Below are 14765 nucleotides of genomic sequence, written 5' to 3'. Positions count from 1 at the left end.
GGGCTTTATTGGTTGTGTTTCTGACGTCGATCAGAAGTCGGCTTCAATCACGCGGTCGCGGATTTCGGCCGCCATTGCATCACCAAGTTCATCAATGCCAAAAGTCTTCTGGTGCTTGAACCCAATGCGACGGACCGAAGCAGTTTTTTCTTCGGCTTCGCGTTTGCCAAGCGCAAGGATCATCGGGGTCTTGGCATGGCTGTGTTCGCGGACCTTGTAGTTGATCTTCTCGTTACGGGTATCGAGTTCAACATTCAGGCCCTTGGCTTCAAGTGCTGCCTTGACTTCATGGGCATAGTCGTCTGCATCATTGGTAATGGTGCAGACAACTGCATGAACAGGTGACAGCCACAGCGGCAAACGACCGGCATAGTTTTCGATCAGAATACCGATGAATCGTTCAAGCGATCCAAGGATCGCGCGGTGCAGCATGACCGGGCGGTGTTTTTCACCGTCTTCACCCATGTAGGATGCATCAAGACGTTCCGGCAGAACGAAGTCAGCCTGAAGCGTACCGCACTGCCAGTCACGACCGATGGCATCCCGAAGCACGAACTCAAGCTTCGGCCCATAGAAAGCACCTTCACCCGGATTGACTTCAAGTGCCAGACCCGCTTCTTCCGCCGCTTCGCGAAGGGCTGCTTCGGCCTTGTCCCAAATCTCGTCAGAACCGGCACGCACTTCCGGACGGTCGGAGAACTTCACAAGAATGTCGGTAAAGCCGAAATCCTTGTAGACCGATTTCAGAAGGTCACAGAAAATCTTGGTTTCGGAGACAATCTGGTCTTCGGTGCAGAAGATGTGCGCATCGTCTTGAATGAACTGACGGACACGCATGATGCCATGCAGACCGCCAGACGGCTCATTGCGGTGACAGCAGCCAAATTCCGCCATACGCAGCGGCAGGTCACGATAGGACTTGCTGCCAAGACGGAAAATCTGCACGTGACACGGGCAGTTCATCGGCTTAAGCGCCAGCACCTTCTCGGGATCGTCTTCATCCGGGGTCGTGGTGAACATGTTCTCGCGGAACTTTTCCCAGTGACCGGATTTTTCCCAAAGCACGCGATCAACAAGCTGCGGCGTACGCACTTCCTGATACCCGGCGGCATCGAGACGATCACGGATATAGGTTTCGACCTTGCGATAAAGCTTCAGACCCTTGTCATGCCAGAAGACAGAGCCCTGGGCCTCTTCCTGCATGTGGAAGAGGTCCATTTCACGGCCAAGGCGACGGTGATCGCGCTTTTCTGCTTCTTCAAGCATGTGCAGATAGGCATCCAGGTCTTCCTTGCTTTCCCAGCAGGTGCCATAGATACGCTGCAGCATTTCGTTATCCGAATTGCCACGCCAATAGGCGCCGGCAACCTTCATCAATTTGAAGGCCTTGCCAATCTTGCCGGTCGACGGTGCATGCGGACCACGGCACAGGTCGATGAAATCGCCCTGGCGATAGCAGGTAATGGTTTCGGTGTCCGGAAGGTCGCGGATGATCTCGGCTTTGTATTTTTCGCCCTTATCAAGGAAGAACTTGATCGCCTCGTCACGGTCCCAGACCTCACGCACGATCGGCTCGTTGCGTTCGATGATCTTGTGCATCTGCTTTTCGATCTTGACCAGATCGTCGGGCGTAAACGGCGTTTCGCGGGCGAAATCATAATAGAAACCGTTCTCGATCGACGGGCCAATCGTGACCTGCGTATCGGGATAAAGTTCCTGGACGGCTTCGGCCATGACATGCGCACAATCGTGACGGATCAGCGGCAGAACTTCCGCATGGCCCTTGGTCACGATTTCGATAGTCGCGTCAGTGTCAATCTCGCGCGCGAGATCGCGCACTTCACCGTTGACGATGATGGCAAAGGACTTCTTTGCCAGCGAAGAACTGATGCTTTTGGCGACATCGAAACCCGATACCGGGCCGTCAAATTCGCGCACGGCACCATCGGGAAGGGTCAGGGCAATCATGGTTGGCTCAACTCTGCTTTATCTGCGGGCATAATTCAGGAATGCACATATAGGACCCGCATGTTTACGCGGGGTAAATGCACAAGAAAAGGAATTTCAGGATGAGGTCAAGTTCGCTCTTTGAAAAAAGCGACTTTCGGGACAGCACGAACCGCCGCAACGCCAATCAGGCGTGCAGTGTTTTTGGCGGTATTCAACTTTTTGTCGGCAAAGCCGTGCATTGATACTATCCCGTAAGGTGAAGACTTAATATAACAGGACAAACTTGTAGAGCAAGACGCAAGCCTTTGCCAAAGGCAGGTTTTGTTCAACACATTATTACGGCGCCACCAACGCCATCGAAGGGAGCCCCAAATGTCGAGCCCGGAAGTTCGCCGGAACATCATGATTTTGAGTCTGTGCGTCGCGTTGTCTGCCAGCGCGATGTCGTTGATTTTCACGGTCGCCGCTGTGATCGGCTTTTCGCTGGCCAGTGACAAATCCCTTTCAACCCTGCCAGTTGCCTTCATGATGATTGCCATGATGGCGATGACGGCCCCGTCGGCGGTTGTCATGGCCAAGATGGGCCGAAAATTCGGGTTCTGGATGGGGGCGACCATTGCCATGATGGGGGCAGTGTCGGGTATGGGCGCTGTCTACTACGCCAATTTCTGGCTGCTTTGTGTGGCATGTGCCTGCATTGGTGCTGGCAATGCCATCGCCATGCAATACCGTTTCGCCGCCGCAGAAGCCGCGCCGGTGGAATTTCGTGCACGTGCGATTTCCTACACCATGCTGGGCGGGCTTGCCTCGGCCTTTATCGGGCCGAACCTGGCAAGCTTTGCGCGGGACTGGTTTGAGACGATCCCGTTTCTTGGCACCTTCGTTGCCCTGATCGGCTTGCAGTTCCTGTTGGTGATTGCCATTGGTCAGCTGCGCTTGCCCGATATGCGCGGGCAAAAGCATGCTGAACCGGCACGCCCGCTATCGACCGTGATGGGTCAACCCGCCGTTATTGTTGCGATCATTGCAGGCGCGCTTGGCTATGCGGTCATGAGCTTTGTGATGACGGCGACACCGCTTGCGATCCTTGATTGCGATTACGCGTTCGGTGATGCCGCCTTTATCATTCAGTGGCATGTGGCCGGCATGTATGCGCCCGGTTTCTTTACCGGTAACCTGATTAAGCGATTTGGTGCGCTCAAGGTCATTCAGGCCGGTGCAATCCTGAACTTTGCCTGTCTTGCGGTTGGTCTTGCCGGACAGGACTTGATCGGCAATTTCTGGGTGTCGTTGGTACTTCTCGGCGTTGGCTGGAACTTCATGTTTGTCGGTGCGACGACGTTCCTGACCGAAAACTACCGTCCGTCCGAACAGGCACGGGTACAGGCGATCAACGAATTTTGCGTGTTCGGCACCGTTGCGATTGCATCACTGTCGGCAGGCACGATCTATGCCGGGTCCGGATGGGGCACGCTGCTTTACAGTGCCGCTTTGCCGGTTGGTCTGGTGTTGCTGATCGTTGCGACCTTCGCGATCCGACGTAAGGCACAAGCAGCCTGAAGACAGGACTGTGATAGATAAAAAAGGGCCGCATGTGCGGCCCTTTTTCGTTGCGGTGACGATCAGTGATGACCGCTCAGGATATCGAGCGCGTGCGATCGGAATTCCCGATTATAGAGAACCAGCGTCACCCAGGTCGCACAAACAATGAAGGCAAGCGGATGATAGAACCACCCCAATGCCGACAGCGCAAAGAAATAGGCGCGAATTCCGCGGTTGAAGTTGTGGGCCGACATCATGCTCATGCGTGATGCACGTGCAGCCGCGCGGGCCGCATCTGGCGCGTCGGCTTCCGGGGCGGCACCGATCAGGATGGAGCAATAGTTGGATAACCGAAACGCCCACGTGAATTTGAAGAAGGCATAAATAAAGATCACGATCAGCAACACCACCTTGCACTCCCACACAGCTGGCGTGGTGACAGCGGCAAAGGGCAGGGCAGAAACAGTTTCAATCGCCTTGTCGGTATAACCAAGGAGCGCCATCAGACCGATCAGGACCAGAATGGTCGTCGAGGAAAAGAAACTGATGCCGGTAATCAGGTTGCTGGCGATTGATGTATCAACCATCCGGATGTCGCGTTTGAGCATCTGTTCCATCCAGCGATGGCGATTGCGTGCCATATGGGCGGAGATGGAGTTGCGGCGTCGCGAACTGGCATCGGCAAAAATCGTATAACCAACCCACCAGGCAAACGCCCAACAAATTGCGACAACATCAAGAAGCGTGAAGGTGGGCATAACGGGTTCCATTCAAAGCCGTTCCATCAGATTTATTCTAATCCTAGTGATAATGCGCTATCGTTCGCAATATTGTTTGCCACGCAATGTGATGGATGCATAGCAGATGGTCATGTCACCAGTCCGGGTTGAGTTTTCCCGCAATCCAGAGTATCAGCAGCGCAAATTTTGATTGGAGAGCGACATGAGCGATCTTGAAAACGATCTCGGCGACGACATCGACTTCGAAGAATTCGAAGCCCATACCGAAAAGCTGCTGGAAGACGGTCGCACCAAGGACGACCTGTTCGAGTTCATTGGTTTCATGAACATCAACGAAGTCGGCACGCACATGATCGCGGCCGAAATGGTGCTTGATGAAGATGCCATCGACCAGATGAGCAAAAACCTGCGCAAACTCGAAATCGATCTTTCACCCCTTGGTGAGCTTACCGGCGGCCTTAAGGGTGGCGAAGACGTCAAACGCGCCCTTGGTGCCCTGTTCCTGGAACTGGTCGAGCTTTGCGAAATTGATGAAGATGACGAAGACGCCGGCGAGCTTTCCGAAGAAGCCCTGCTGCTGTTGAACTTCATCAAACGCTTCAATCCGCAGATGCGCCGCCTGACGGTTGCACTGACCGACACCGATGATGATGATGTGTCCTGCGAATATGAAGTGACCAACTGGTAAGCCAAGGCTTGCCGTTCGGGCAAAAATTAATGTAGCTAAAGGCAGGGCATCGTTCCCTGCCTTTTTCTGTTTCGGAGCCACCACCGTGACCGCCTTGCGATCGACTGCTGTTGCCCAACGTCTTCAATCCTATCAGGACCGCTTTGCAAATGGCGAGGAGCCGATGCCAGAAGCCGCAAACCTGCGTGCGTGGATCGATGAGAACCGAGATGTTTTTCACTCGGTCATGGAATGCGACCTCAAAACATGCGCGAAGATCGTTTACGACTTTTCTTCAAACGGCGATGTGGTGATTGGTGGCGAGAGCGATCCGGCGCGCCAGACCGAAATCATGTGGCAGCAACTGGCCGATGCCAATGCCCCGGTTGGCATTGGGCGTTATCGCGAAGACCGCATCTGTTATCAGTCCGAACAGTTCAAAAACGATGGCGAGGCCCGCAGTCAGCACCTTGGTATTGATCTGTTCGCACCGGCATATACCCCGGTATTTGCGCCATTGGACGGTGTTGTGCATAGCTTTGCCGATAACAACCTGCATCTGGATTATGGGCCGACCATTATCTTGCAGCATGAACCGTCCGAGGGTATCAGGTTCTATACGCTCTATGGTCATCTCAGCCGCGAATCCCTGGAAGGGCTTTACAAGGGCAAGGAAATCAACGCCGGTGACATTCTGTGTCGGTTTGGCGATTTCCCGATCAATGGCGACTGGATCCCGCATCTGCATTTCCAGATCATCTTTGACATGCTGGGGCGCGAAGGGGACTTCTTTGGCGCTGCCAAACCGTCTGAATGGGATATCTGGGAAAGTATCTGCCCCAACCCGAACCTGATCCTGCAAATGCCCGAAAACGTGACCGCGTCACGGGAAGGGGTATAGATGCAACCGCGTCTGAAAGCCGGGTTGTGGATGCGCGCGCAGATCGCGATTTGCCAGTCGAACCTGATTACGGCGATGGTTGTCCATAAGGGCAACGAAGATGCAGGCGCCGTGCTTGTGAAGCTCAACCGGTTTGATGCAGGGTGCTTTGTCTATTCACGTGTGACGACACTTGATGGGGAGCTGGGCTGGATGCTGGTGGCCGGTGGCCCGGATGGGGACCGCGAAACTGAGTTTGCCTGCGATGAATATTGGCGCAAACAAATTGGCTATGATCCGGATGTCTGGGTGCTGGAAATCGAAGATCACAAGGGGCAATACGAACTTGATGCCCCGGTTGTCGATTTCTGACAGGCGCGTCTGAAAAAGAAAAAGGCTGGCAATCAAATGCCAGCCTTTACGTTTTGCATCACGCGGAAGCGATTGCTTATGCGGTGCGCTGCAGCAGGTGGTAACCGAAATCGGTCTCAACCACGTCAGACGTCGAACCAACTTCCATGCTGAACGCAGCAGCATCGAATTCCGGAACCATCATGCCACGGCCAAAGAAGCCAAGGTCGCCGCCCTGCTGGCCGGACGGGCAATCGGAATTGGCTTTTGCCAGTTCCGCGAAATCAGAACCGTTTGCGATCTGATCTTTCAGCGCGTTGATTTCGGTCAGGGCTTCGTCTTTGGTGCGGGTGGCGGTCGAACGTGCCGAACCGGCATACATCAGAAGAATGTGCGACGCGCGAACTTGTTCACTCATAATGGGTCCTTTCATCCGTCAAAACTTGCAACCGACGGATTTTCTGCAAGATTAGAAGTTTATGGATAACGCTAAGGGTCCAAATCCATGTACAGCCGTATACTCCTGTACATAGGGTTGGACCCTAGACATTGCCCATGCCTTGTGGCTTGTTACGACAAATCGAACCGAGATGAAAGAGAAGAGGCAGATTGATGCTTGCTGTTGTGTCCCCGGCCAAGAAGCTGGATTTCGAAACAGACGTCCCGGAAATGTCTGTTTCTCAACCCGCATTTTTGGACGACACCGAACAACTTGTTGATGTCGCGCGCAAAAAAAGCCGCAGCGATTTGATGAAGCTCATGGGCATCAGCGAAAACCTTGCCGATCTGAACTATCAGCGTTTTCAGCATTTTTCGCGTCCGTTTAATAGCACCAACGCCAAACCGGCGATCTTTGCATTCCGCGGTGATACCTATGTCGGCCTTGATGCCGATACCATGAAGGCCGAAGACATCGACTGGGCAGAGGACCATTTTCGGATGCTTTCGGGCCTTTATGGCCTTCTGAAGCCGCGTGATTTGATGCAGCCATACCGTCTTGAAATGGGAACGCGCCTTTCGAACCCGCGGGGCAAGGACCTTTACGCGTTCTGGGATGATAAGCTTTCAAAAGAAATCAACGAGATTACCAAAGGTCACAAGGACCGTAGCCTGATCAATCTCGCCTCGAACGAGTATTTCAAATCGATCAAGACCAAGGTCCTTGATGGCCCGGTAATTACGCCTGTGTTCAAGGAAGTGAAGGGCGGTACGGCCAAGGTTGTCGGCTTCTCGGCAAAGCGTGCGCGTGGCATGATGGCACGCTATATGATTGACAATCGGCTCGAAGACCCGCAAGAGCTCAAGAAGTTTAATGTTGATGGCTATCGCTATCAGGATGACCTCTCGACCGAGACAGAGTGGGTCTTCACGCGTATTCACGATCAGTAACACCAACTATTCCGGTGAAACCATATGACCGACGAGCATCTTGAACAGCTCGAGGATGAGAATGTCTTACCAGAGGCGCATCCGTTTTCTGGCTATCTGCGCACGTTTTTCCGTGGGCCGGGCCGTTCGCGCAGTCTGACCCGCGAGGAGGCATTTGATGCGTTCTCGATGATCCTGCGCGACGAGGTCGAACCGATCCAGCTTGGCGCATTCCTTTTGATGCTGCGCTACCGTGCTGAAACGCCCGAAGAACTGGCTGGCATGATCGAAGCTGTGCGCAAGGCCGCGCGCCTTGAACCGGATGAAGACAGCAAAGATGACGCGCTTATGCGTCCTGCGCTGGATTGGCCATCCTATGCGGCCGGTCGGACCCGTGGTCTGCCTTGGTTCGTGCTGTCGGCGCTTTTGCTGTCACAGAATAATGTTCCGGTGCTGATGCATGGCTATAACTCGCATCTGGTCAACGGGATCAGCACAGAAGTTGCCATCAAGGCGCTTAAGCTTCCGATTGCCATGTCTGCAGAAGAAGCGCGTTCTGATATCGCATCGAAGGGCTTTGCATATCTGCCGCTGCGTCACATGCATCCCAAACTGCAGGAGCTGATTGGATTGCGTCCGATTCTTGGGTTGCGCAGTCCGGTCAATACGTTACTGCGTTTGCTTAATCCGTTGCATGCGCGTGCAGCCTTCCTTGGTGTGTTTCATCCGGCGTTTCTTGATGTCCATCGTGAAACCGGCAAGCTCTTGGAACTTCCACGCATCGGTGTGATCAAGGGCGGTGGCGGCGAAGCCGAAAGAACACCCTATAAGCATGTCGATCTGCGCATGCTTGATAATGGTGAGCTGAATGATGTTCGCTGGCCCGCATTGCTGTCGAAAACCGAGAAAGACGGCGAAGAACAAAGCCCTGTGTCGCTAAAGCACTTCCTGGCTGTCTGGCGTGGCGAGGTAGAAGATATTCCTGCCGAAGCCAAGATCAAGGGCAGTGCTGCCATGGCAGCCTTCCTTGCCGGCAAGGCGGATTACATGGATGAGGCAGAAAGCCTTGTGCAGGGCTGGTGGGATAATCGCGACCGTGATGTCGGCTGATGTTCCGTGATCAAGTGAGATCGAATAAAAGGGACGGGAAACCGTCCCTTTTTTAATGCTCAGAACGATGATCCGGGTTCTTTGAGAAACGCCACTTCCTCTGCCGTTGATGGACGACCCAGTATTTCATTGCGGTGTGGATAGCGGCCAAACCGGTCAATGATCTTCTTGTGTTTCAGCTCGAACTCGGAATTGTGCTCAAGGCCGGGCTGTGAAAACAGGTCAACCGCCACTTCATGAATGATTTCGGATTCTGAGTGCATGTAGGGCATATACAGAAATGCCTGTTCCTGCGGTGTGACCAGTTTGCGATCCAGCCTCAAGGAAACAGCTTCCTGTGCCAGCACCAATGCCATTGGATCTGATGCAAAGGACTGTGGCTGATCGCGGTACATATTGCGTGAAAACTGATCAAGAACGATGATCTCGGCAAGTCGTCCATGGGCGGTTTTGCGCCAGTTAAAAAGCTCTCCGGCCGTGGCGGCGGCATGAAAATCGGCAAAGCGTTCCGCGATATGGCGATCGAGGGCTTCATCCTTGATAAACCACTGTTTTTCTTCGAGTTCCTTGAACCAGAAAACAAGAACCGTTTCAGGTTTCATAATGTTTCCACCCATCTGATTGCAGGCTTTTGCGGCCCGTCGGCAAAATTGCGGGTGATCTTCGCGCCCGGTTTAAGGCGCGTCAAGCCATCCGCAAAAAGATTGTCATGGACCATGGGGCAGGGAGTTGACAGCAATCCGTCCGGCGTGGATTATGACATTGTCTTTGGTGTTGATCCGATTGGACCAACTTAAAAGGGAACGTGGTGCGTCATGCATGACAAAGCCACGGCTGCCCCCGCAACTGTAAGCGGTCAGAGCATTGCATATGCCACTGGTGCAAACCGGGAAGGCGCATTGCTTTTCAAACCGTGAGCCAGGAGACCTGCCTTTGACTGCCGGGTGCTGATTGCCCGGTATGAAACTGTTGGACGCCGGGGTGAGCGTCAGGTTGCAGGGGTACAAACGGTCTTTTGAAGATCCGCAATCTTGCTTCCAGCCATCCTATCGTTCTTTGTCCTGACCCTGTGCGTTGGGCCGTTGGCCTGCGTGCATCGTTTGAGAAAGAGACGATTATATGTTTAAGACCCTTGGCAGGCTTGCGATTGCAAGCGCCTGCGTGCTGTCGGCGACCATGCCGGCGCATGCGCATTTTCAATTGGCCTATACGCCGAACGTAAACGTGACCAAGGCCGGGGATCAGCCGGTAAAGCTGATTTTCTGGCACCCGTTTGAAAACGGCCATGTCATGGATATGGCCGAGCCGTTTGAATTTTATGCGGTTAATCGCGGTGAGAAAATTGATCTGAAATCAACGCTTTCGCCGATTACTTTCACCGGAATTGCCAACTCGGCAGCGGCCTTTGACGCAACTTTAACACTGCGCCGCAGCGGTGATTACGTCATGGTGGTGGTCCCGGCACCGTATTTCGAAGAAAGCGAAGATATCTTCATCCAGCAGATCACGAAGTCCTATGTGAACCGCAATGAAATTCCGACCGACTGGATGGAACCGCAAGGTCTTAAAACCGAAATCCTGCCGCTTAATCGACCAACCAACATCATTGCCGGTTCGACCTTTACCGGCCGTGTGCTAAGCGAAGGCCAACCTGTCGCCGGTGTTGAAGTCGAAATCGAATACATGGCAGCAGAACCCGATATGGCCAGCAATACCCCCAAAAGCCCAACGGCATCGCCAATGCCCGGCGGTGCGGTTGTGGCCATTTCCGATGAAAACGGGTATTTCACTTTTGGTGTCCCCAAGGCAGGCTTTTGGGGATTTGCAGCACTTGGCAGCGGCCCTGAAAAAGAATTTCAGGGCAAGGAACTTTCACAGGATGCAGTCCTGTGGGTTCGCGCCTATGATGTGAAATAGGCGAGGGACAAAACAGATGCATATTGTTGATGGTGCGCTGGCACCGGAAGTCTTGATTGGCGGGGGTATTCTTGCAGTTGCCGGGCTTGGCCTTGGACTGCGTAAACTGCCAATCGATAAAATTCCTGCTACCGGGGTTTTGTCGGCAACATTCTTTGTTGCCTCGCTTATTCATGTGCCGGTGGGACCATCCAGTGTGCATCTGATCATGAGCGGTCTTGCCGGGCTCGTGCTTGGCTGGACCGCGTTTCCGGCACTTTTTGTCGGTCTCTTGCTTCAGGCGGTTTTCTTTGGCTTTGGCGGTTTGACGGTTCTTGGCGTCAATACGGTCAATATCGCCTTTCCGGCTGTGCTGGCGGGGCTTTTGTTCCGGGGAATGGTGTCGCGCAGCAACCCGGTCGCAGCCGCCGTGCTTGGTGGATGTGCCGGTGCATTTTCCATCGGGCTGACAACGGTGTTTGTCGCGATTTCGCTTGCGCTCAGCGGTGATGCGTTTGTCCCGGCGGCCAAGCTGGTCTTCTTTGCCCACATTCCGATCATGGTGGTCGAAGGGCTGGTTTCAGCGGCATCGGTATATCTGATCGCCAAGGTCAAACCGGCCTTGCTGCAACCCGCCGATCAGACATCGGGTTTCGAGATGCAGCCAGCAGCATCCTTGCGTGCAAAGCAGGCGGGCGAGGCATCCAATGGCTAGATCACTCATGCTGGTCTTTGCGCTTGGCATGCTTGTGGTCGGCACCACACCTGCACAGGCGCACAAGGTTATCGCATCCCTGTTTCCAAGCGGTTCAAACGTCGAAGGTGAAATCGGTTTCTCCAACGGTGTCATGGCCGAAAACACGCTTGTTGAGATCTTTGATCTTGATGGCAACAAGATTGATGAAGTTACCACTGATGGTGATGGTTTCTTTGTCTACACGCCAAGCCAACAAGTTGATCTGCGTTTTCGTGCCGATCTCGGGGCAGGGCACGTCGCCGAGGCAATCTTTTCCATAGCGGACCTAGCGGGTGCTGATGAGGCTGCGCAAACAGTATCGTCAAAGGCGCCGACAGCATCGGGGGCAGGGTCAAAGGCTGAGCCTGCAATTACTCACGAACAGGCAGAAATCATTGCGACCATCGTGCGTGACGAATTGCGTCCGCTCAGGCGCGAGCTCACCGCCTACAAGGAAAAGAATGATCTTCAATCGATTCTGGGCGGCATTGGCTATATATTCGGTGCCTTCGGGATCATTTATTACATCGCTGCGCGACGGCTAAGAGCAAAAGCACCCAACGCATGAGCCACCTTTTCGGACATGATCAACCCCTGAGCGTTCAGGCACATGGCGGACAATCACCGTCATTCGTCGGGACGTTCGATCCCAGGGTAAGGGGGGGCGCGGCCTGTGTTTTTGCAATCGTCGTGGTGGCTCTGCATCAGATCGAGTTTGCACTCGGTGCCTTGATATTTGCTGCCATTACCATGAGCCTGACGGACCTGCCGCTGCGCGTAACCCTGAAACGCATGGCGGCGATGGACGGGTTCATTATCGTCATGCTGGTAATGTTGCCGTTTACGACCCCCGGAACACCGATGTTTTCGGTCCTTGGGGCAGAGGCCAGCAAGGAAGGCCTGATGCATGCCATTCTTGTCGGCATACGGGCCAATGCGGTTGTGCTTATGATGCTCAGCCTGCTTTCGGGTATGACGCCGGTGACACTTGGTCACACGCTATATCGTCTGAAATGTCCGCCGGTTCTGGTGCATCTGATGATGTTTACGGTGCGCTATATTTCGGTGCTTCATGACGAATATCATCGTCTTCGCATGGCGATGAAACTTCGCGGGTTTAAGGCCCGCAACAATGCCCATACCTACCGGTCTTTTGGCTATTTGTTTGGCATGTTGGTCGTACGGTCGCTTGAACGGGCCGAACGTGTGCTTGAAGCTATGAAATGCCGCGGGTTTAGTGGGCATTTCCCGATGATTGATGATCTGGCATTCAAGCGTCGGGACGGTGCATTTGCCGTTTTCTTTCTTGCCCTGATTATTGCCCTTGTCCTGATGGATCGCATGTATGTCGTCGCTTATTGAATTGAATGATATTTCCTATGGTTATCGGGCAGGGCAGAATGTGCTTGATCGTGTCAGTCTGACGCTTGATCCGGGTGAACGACTGTTCCTTGCAGGGCCGAATGGGGCTGGTAAAAGCACGCTTTTGCGTATTCTTGTCGGCCTGATTAAGCCGCATGCAGGTGAAATTCGTGCCTTTGGCACCCCGCGGGTTACCGATGCCGAATTTCACGATTTACGCTGCCGGGTTGGTTTTATCGTGCAGGATCCCGATGACCAGCTGTTTTGCCCAACCGTGATCGAGGATATTGCCTTTGGTCCGCTAAACTTGGGTGCCAGCCGGGACGAAGCACTTGCGATCGTGGATGAGGTCCTGGATCAACTGCATCTTAAACACCTGCGTGAACGCATTACCCATGAGCTTTCTGGCGGTGAGAAACGGTTGGTTTCTGTTGCTGCTGTCCTTGCAATGAAGCCCGATGTTTTGCTGCTTGATGAGCCGACAAACGCGCTTGATGAAGAAAACCTGCGACGGCTTGAAGAAATCCTTCTGGGGCTGCCACAAGCCATGATCCTTGTCTCGCACGATCCGCATTTCAGACGGAAACTTGCAACGCGGATCATTGAATTGCGCACGGGAAAAGTGCTTCAACTGCCAGACAAGAAATGTATGGCCAGCGAACGTGCCAACCAGGCCGAGGCCGCATCCTGAGGGTCCTGTGCCTCGGACGAGAATGAAAGGGCGGTGATGACATCAAACCTATCCCCGTTTTCCCAACCGGCCTTTCGCTATCTGTTTTCCGCCCAGATTACGTCCCTGATCGGGACCGGGCTGACGACGGTGGCGCTATCGCTGTTGGCTTATGATCTTGCCGGTGACGACGCTGGTCGGGTGCTTGGCTCCATCCTTGTTTTGAAAATGGTGGCCTATCTCGTGATCGCGCCGGTGGCTGGGGGCGTGGCCCATCTGTTGCCGCGTCGGATGTGGCTGGTCGGGTTGGATGTGTTGCGCGCCGGGATCGTGCTTTGTCTGCCCTTTGTTGATCAGGTCTGGCAGATTTTCGTTCTGGTGTTTGTTGTAAACGCGGCCTCGGCCGCCTTTACCCCTGTGTTTCAGGCGATCATCCCGGAAATTCTCCCGGATGAAAAGGCATATACCAAGGGGCTTTCTTACGCGCGATTGGCCTATGACCTTGAAAACCTGGTGAGCCCGGCCTTGGCCGCGGCCCTTTTGGTTGTTTGGTCGTTTGACAGTCTGTTTTTGGCCAATAGCCTGACCTTTGCGATTTCGGCTTTGCTAATCATGACAGCACAGATCCCGCAGGCCGCACCGACGGATCGGACTGGTGGCATTTATGCCAATACGGTGTTTGGCATTGTGGCTTATCTCAAGACGCCGCGTTTGCGCGGGCTTCTGGCTGTATATGTCGCCGTGTCATCGGTTGGGGCAATGATCATCGTCAATACCGTGGTTCTGACGCGCGGCATTCTTGGCGGGACAGAGTTGCTGACGACAAGCTTTTTGGCCTGTGCCGGCGCCGGATCAATGAGTGCGGCATTCCTGATCCCGCGATTGATTAAACGTGTTGGTGAACGCCATCTGATGTTGGCGGGTATTGTCGCTGCGGCGGTCGCGATGTTGCTTGGCGGTGTCTTGATGATTTCAGATTTGGCGTCGGTCATCGCCTTTGCAATTCTGTGGCTGATTGCCGGTGCTGGGACAACATTTGCCCAAACCCCCAGCGGTCGGCTTGTGCAACGGTCTGCCGGGGACGGGGATCGTTCTGCGTTCTTTGCTGCCAACTTCGCGTTATCGCATGGCGGGTGGCTGTTTGCTTATGGCATCGTTGGCTGGCTTGGAAGTTTGGCGGATTTGTCAGCGGCTTTTCTGGCATCCGGGGGCATGGCAATCGGCTCTGTGATTGTTGCTGTCATGCTCTGGCCGAAGGAAGACAGGCTTGAAATCAAACACAGTCATCCGGGGTTGTGGCACGAACATCCGCACGACCATAATGACCCGCATCACGTCCATATTCATGAAGATGCGGCCGAGACAGACAAGCACCGGCATCGGCACTTCCACCCGCCTGTAACCCATAAACATCGTTTTGTGATCGACAGCCATCATACAAGATGGCCGATGGAAAGCGGCGATCGCGTCTAGGTAACACGCGCTAAAACCGG

General features: G+C 54.0%; 16 protein-coding genes and 1 riboswitch. Of the genes, 12 read left to right on the top strand and 4 right to left on the bottom strand.

Annotated features, from left to right (window positions below):
* Positions 1-30 precede the first annotated feature (30 nt).
* The gene (gene thrS, locus IT893_RS09305; RefSeq protein ID WP_197147543.1) at positions 31-1968 is read right to left on the bottom strand and encodes a threonine--tRNA ligase; all 1938 of its coding nucleotides are present in this window, start codon (positions 1966-1968) and stop codon (positions 31-33) included.
* Between the two features lie 354 nt (positions 1969-2322).
* Here thrS and IT893_RS09300 point away from each other — a divergent pair, with 354 nt between their 5' ends.
* Positions 2323-3510 (top strand): MFS transporter, encoded by a 1188-nt coding sequence (locus IT893_RS09300; protein WP_197147542.1) that lies wholly within the window; start codon positions 2323-2325, stop codon positions 3508-3510.
* Between the two features lie 62 nt (positions 3511-3572).
* On the opposite strand, the gene IT893_RS09295 is transcribed toward IT893_RS09300, so the two are convergent.
* A complete protein-coding gene (locus tag IT893_RS09295; protein WP_008890722.1) occupies positions 3573-4262 on the bottom strand; it encodes a DUF599 domain-containing protein in 690 nt (229 codons plus the stop codon).
* A 172-nt stretch (positions 4263-4434) separates the two neighbouring features.
* On the opposite strand from IT893_RS09295, the gene IT893_RS09290 reads away from it, so the two are divergent.
* The 3 genes from IT893_RS09290 (at position 4435) to IT893_RS09280 (ending at position 6151) form a co-directional block, all read left to right on the top strand.
* Positions 4435-4920, top strand: a complete 486-nt coding sequence (locus IT893_RS09290; RefSeq protein WP_008890721.1) for a hypothetical protein — start codon at positions 4435-4437, stop codon at positions 4918-4920.
* An 85-nt stretch (positions 4921-5005) separates the two neighbouring features.
* Positions 5006-5800, top strand: coding sequence for a peptidoglycan DD-metalloendopeptidase family protein (locus tag IT893_RS09285; RefSeq protein WP_197147541.1), 795 nt, complete (start codon positions 5006-5008; stop codon positions 5798-5800).
* A complete protein-coding gene (locus IT893_RS09280) occupies positions 5801-6151 on the top strand; it encodes a DUF1491 family protein (RefSeq protein ID WP_197147540.1) in 351 nt (116 codons plus the stop codon).
* Positions 6152-6227: 76 nt separating this feature from the next.
* Here the strand turns inward: IT893_RS09280 and IT893_RS09275 are convergent, their stop codons facing one another.
* A complete protein-coding gene (locus IT893_RS09275; protein ID WP_063089685.1) occupies positions 6228-6548 on the bottom strand; it encodes a peptidylprolyl isomerase in 321 nt (106 codons plus the stop codon).
* 194 nt (positions 6549-6742) lie between these two features.
* Here IT893_RS09275 and yaaA point away from each other — a divergent pair, with 194 nt between their 5' ends.
* Both yaaA and IT893_RS09265 read left to right on the top strand, forming a co-directional pair.
* Complete coding sequence (yaaA, locus tag IT893_RS09270; protein WP_197147539.1) at positions 6743-7519, top strand: peroxide stress protein YaaA; 777 nt, start codon at positions 6743-6745, stop codon at positions 7517-7519.
* A gap of 24 nt (positions 7520-7543) precedes the next feature.
* Positions 7544-8608, top strand: coding sequence for a glycosyl transferase family protein (locus IT893_RS09265; protein WP_197147538.1), 1065 nt, complete (start codon positions 7544-7546; stop codon positions 8606-8608).
* Between the two features lie 59 nt (positions 8609-8667).
* Here IT893_RS09265 and IT893_RS09260 read toward each other — a convergent pair whose 3' ends face one another.
* Complete coding sequence (locus IT893_RS09260) at positions 8668-9210, bottom strand: DUF924 family protein (RefSeq protein WP_252724127.1); 543 nt, start codon at positions 9208-9210, stop codon at positions 8668-8670.
* A gap of 150 nt (positions 9211-9360) precedes the next feature.
* Positions 9361-9558: riboswitch (cobalamin riboswitch) on the top strand.
* A gap of 169 nt (positions 9559-9727) precedes the next feature.
* Between IT893_RS09260 and IT893_RS09255 the strand changes: the two genes are divergently transcribed.
* The 6 genes from IT893_RS09255 to IT893_RS09230 are packed head-to-tail and all read left to right on the top strand — an operon-like array spanning position 9728 to position 14745.
* A complete protein-coding gene (locus IT893_RS09255; protein WP_197147536.1) occupies positions 9728-10525 on the top strand; it encodes a DUF4198 domain-containing protein in 798 nt (265 codons plus the stop codon).
* A 16-nt stretch (positions 10526-10541) separates the two neighbouring features.
* The gene (gene cbiM, locus IT893_RS09250) at positions 10542-11219 is read left to right on the top strand and encodes a cobalt transporter CbiM (RefSeq protein WP_197147535.1); all 678 of its coding nucleotides are present in this window, start codon (positions 10542-10544) and stop codon (positions 11217-11219) included.
* Positions 11212-11808: a cobalt ABC transporter permease gene (locus tag IT893_RS09245; RefSeq protein ID WP_252724126.1), complete on the top strand. Its 597-nt coding sequence runs from the start codon at positions 11212-11214 to the stop codon at positions 11806-11808. Before cbiM ends, IT893_RS09245 begins: the two co-directional genes overlap by 8 nt.
* Complete coding sequence (gene cbiQ / locus IT893_RS09240; protein ID WP_252724125.1) at positions 11805-12602, top strand: cobalt ECF transporter T component CbiQ; 798 nt, start codon at positions 11805-11807, stop codon at positions 12600-12602. Before IT893_RS09245 ends, cbiQ begins: the two co-directional genes overlap by 4 nt.
* Positions 12586-13293 carry an energy-coupling factor ABC transporter ATP-binding protein gene (locus IT893_RS09235; RefSeq protein ID WP_197147534.1) on the top strand — a complete coding sequence of 236 codons (708 nt, stop codon included), beginning with the start codon at positions 12586-12588 and terminating at the stop codon, positions 13291-13293. Before cbiQ ends, IT893_RS09235 begins: the two co-directional genes overlap by 17 nt.
* Before the next feature lie 36 nt (positions 13294-13329).
* Positions 13330-14745 (top strand): MFS transporter, encoded by a 1416-nt coding sequence (locus IT893_RS09230; protein ID WP_197147533.1) that lies wholly within the window; start codon positions 13330-13332, stop codon positions 14743-14745.
* Positions 14746-14765: the final 20 nt, after the last annotated feature.

The sequence above is a fragment of the Thalassospira sp. A40-3 genome (genome assembly GCF_015871485.1).
GTDB lineage: Bacteria > Pseudomonadota > Alphaproteobacteria > Rhodospirillales > Thalassospiraceae > Thalassospira > Thalassospira tepidiphila.
This window is presented reverse-complemented; position numbering and strand designations above follow the sequence as displayed.

Excerpts from the sequence above, each read along its gene's own strand:
- thrS (WP_197147543.1), bottom strand. The coding sequence starts at position 1,968 with ATGATTGCCCTGACCCTTCCCGATGGTGCCGTGCGCGAATTTGACGGC.
- IT893_RS09300 (WP_197147542.1), top strand. The coding sequence starts at position 2,323 with ATGTCGAGCCCGGAAGTTCGCCGGAACATCATGATTTTGAGTCTGTGC.
- IT893_RS09295 (WP_008890722.1), bottom strand. The coding sequence starts at position 4,262 with ATGGAACCCGTTATGCCCACCTTCACGCTTCTTGATGTTGTCGCAATT.
- IT893_RS09290 (WP_008890721.1), top strand. The coding sequence starts at position 4,435 with ATGAGCGATCTTGAAAACGATCTCGGCGACGACATCGACTTCGAAGAA.
- IT893_RS09280 (WP_197147540.1), top strand. The coding sequence starts at position 5,801 with ATGCAACCGCGTCTGAAAGCCGGGTTGTGGATGCGCGCGCAGATCGCG.
- IT893_RS09275 (WP_063089685.1), bottom strand. The coding sequence starts at position 6,548 with ATGAGTGAACAAGTTCGCGCGTCGCACATTCTTCTGATGTATGCCGGT.
- yaaA (WP_197147539.1), top strand. The coding sequence starts at position 6,743 with ATGCTTGCTGTTGTGTCCCCGGCCAAGAAGCTGGATTTCGAAACAGAC.
- IT893_RS09265 (WP_197147538.1), top strand. The coding sequence starts at position 7,544 with ATGACCGACGAGCATCTTGAACAGCTCGAGGATGAGAATGTCTTACCA.
- IT893_RS09260 (WP_252724127.1), bottom strand. The coding sequence starts at position 9,210 with ATGAAACCTGAAACGGTTCTTGTTTTCTGGTTCAAGGAACTCGAAGAA.
- IT893_RS09255 (WP_197147536.1), top strand. The coding sequence starts at position 9,728 with ATGTTTAAGACCCTTGGCAGGCTTGCGATTGCAAGCGCCTGCGTGCTG.
- cbiM (WP_197147535.1), top strand. The coding sequence starts at position 10,542 with ATGCATATTGTTGATGGTGCGCTGGCACCGGAAGTCTTGATTGGCGGG.
- IT893_RS09245 (WP_252724126.1), top strand. The coding sequence starts at position 11,212 with ATGGCTAGATCACTCATGCTGGTCTTTGCGCTTGGCATGCTTGTGGTC.
- cbiQ (WP_252724125.1), top strand. The coding sequence starts at position 11,805 with ATGAGCCACCTTTTCGGACATGATCAACCCCTGAGCGTTCAGGCACAT.
- IT893_RS09235 (WP_197147534.1), top strand. The coding sequence starts at position 12,586 with ATGTCGTCGCTTATTGAATTGAATGATATTTCCTATGGTTATCGGGCA.
- IT893_RS09230 (WP_197147533.1), top strand. The coding sequence starts at position 13,330 with ATGACATCAAACCTATCCCCGTTTTCCCAACCGGCCTTTCGCTATCTG.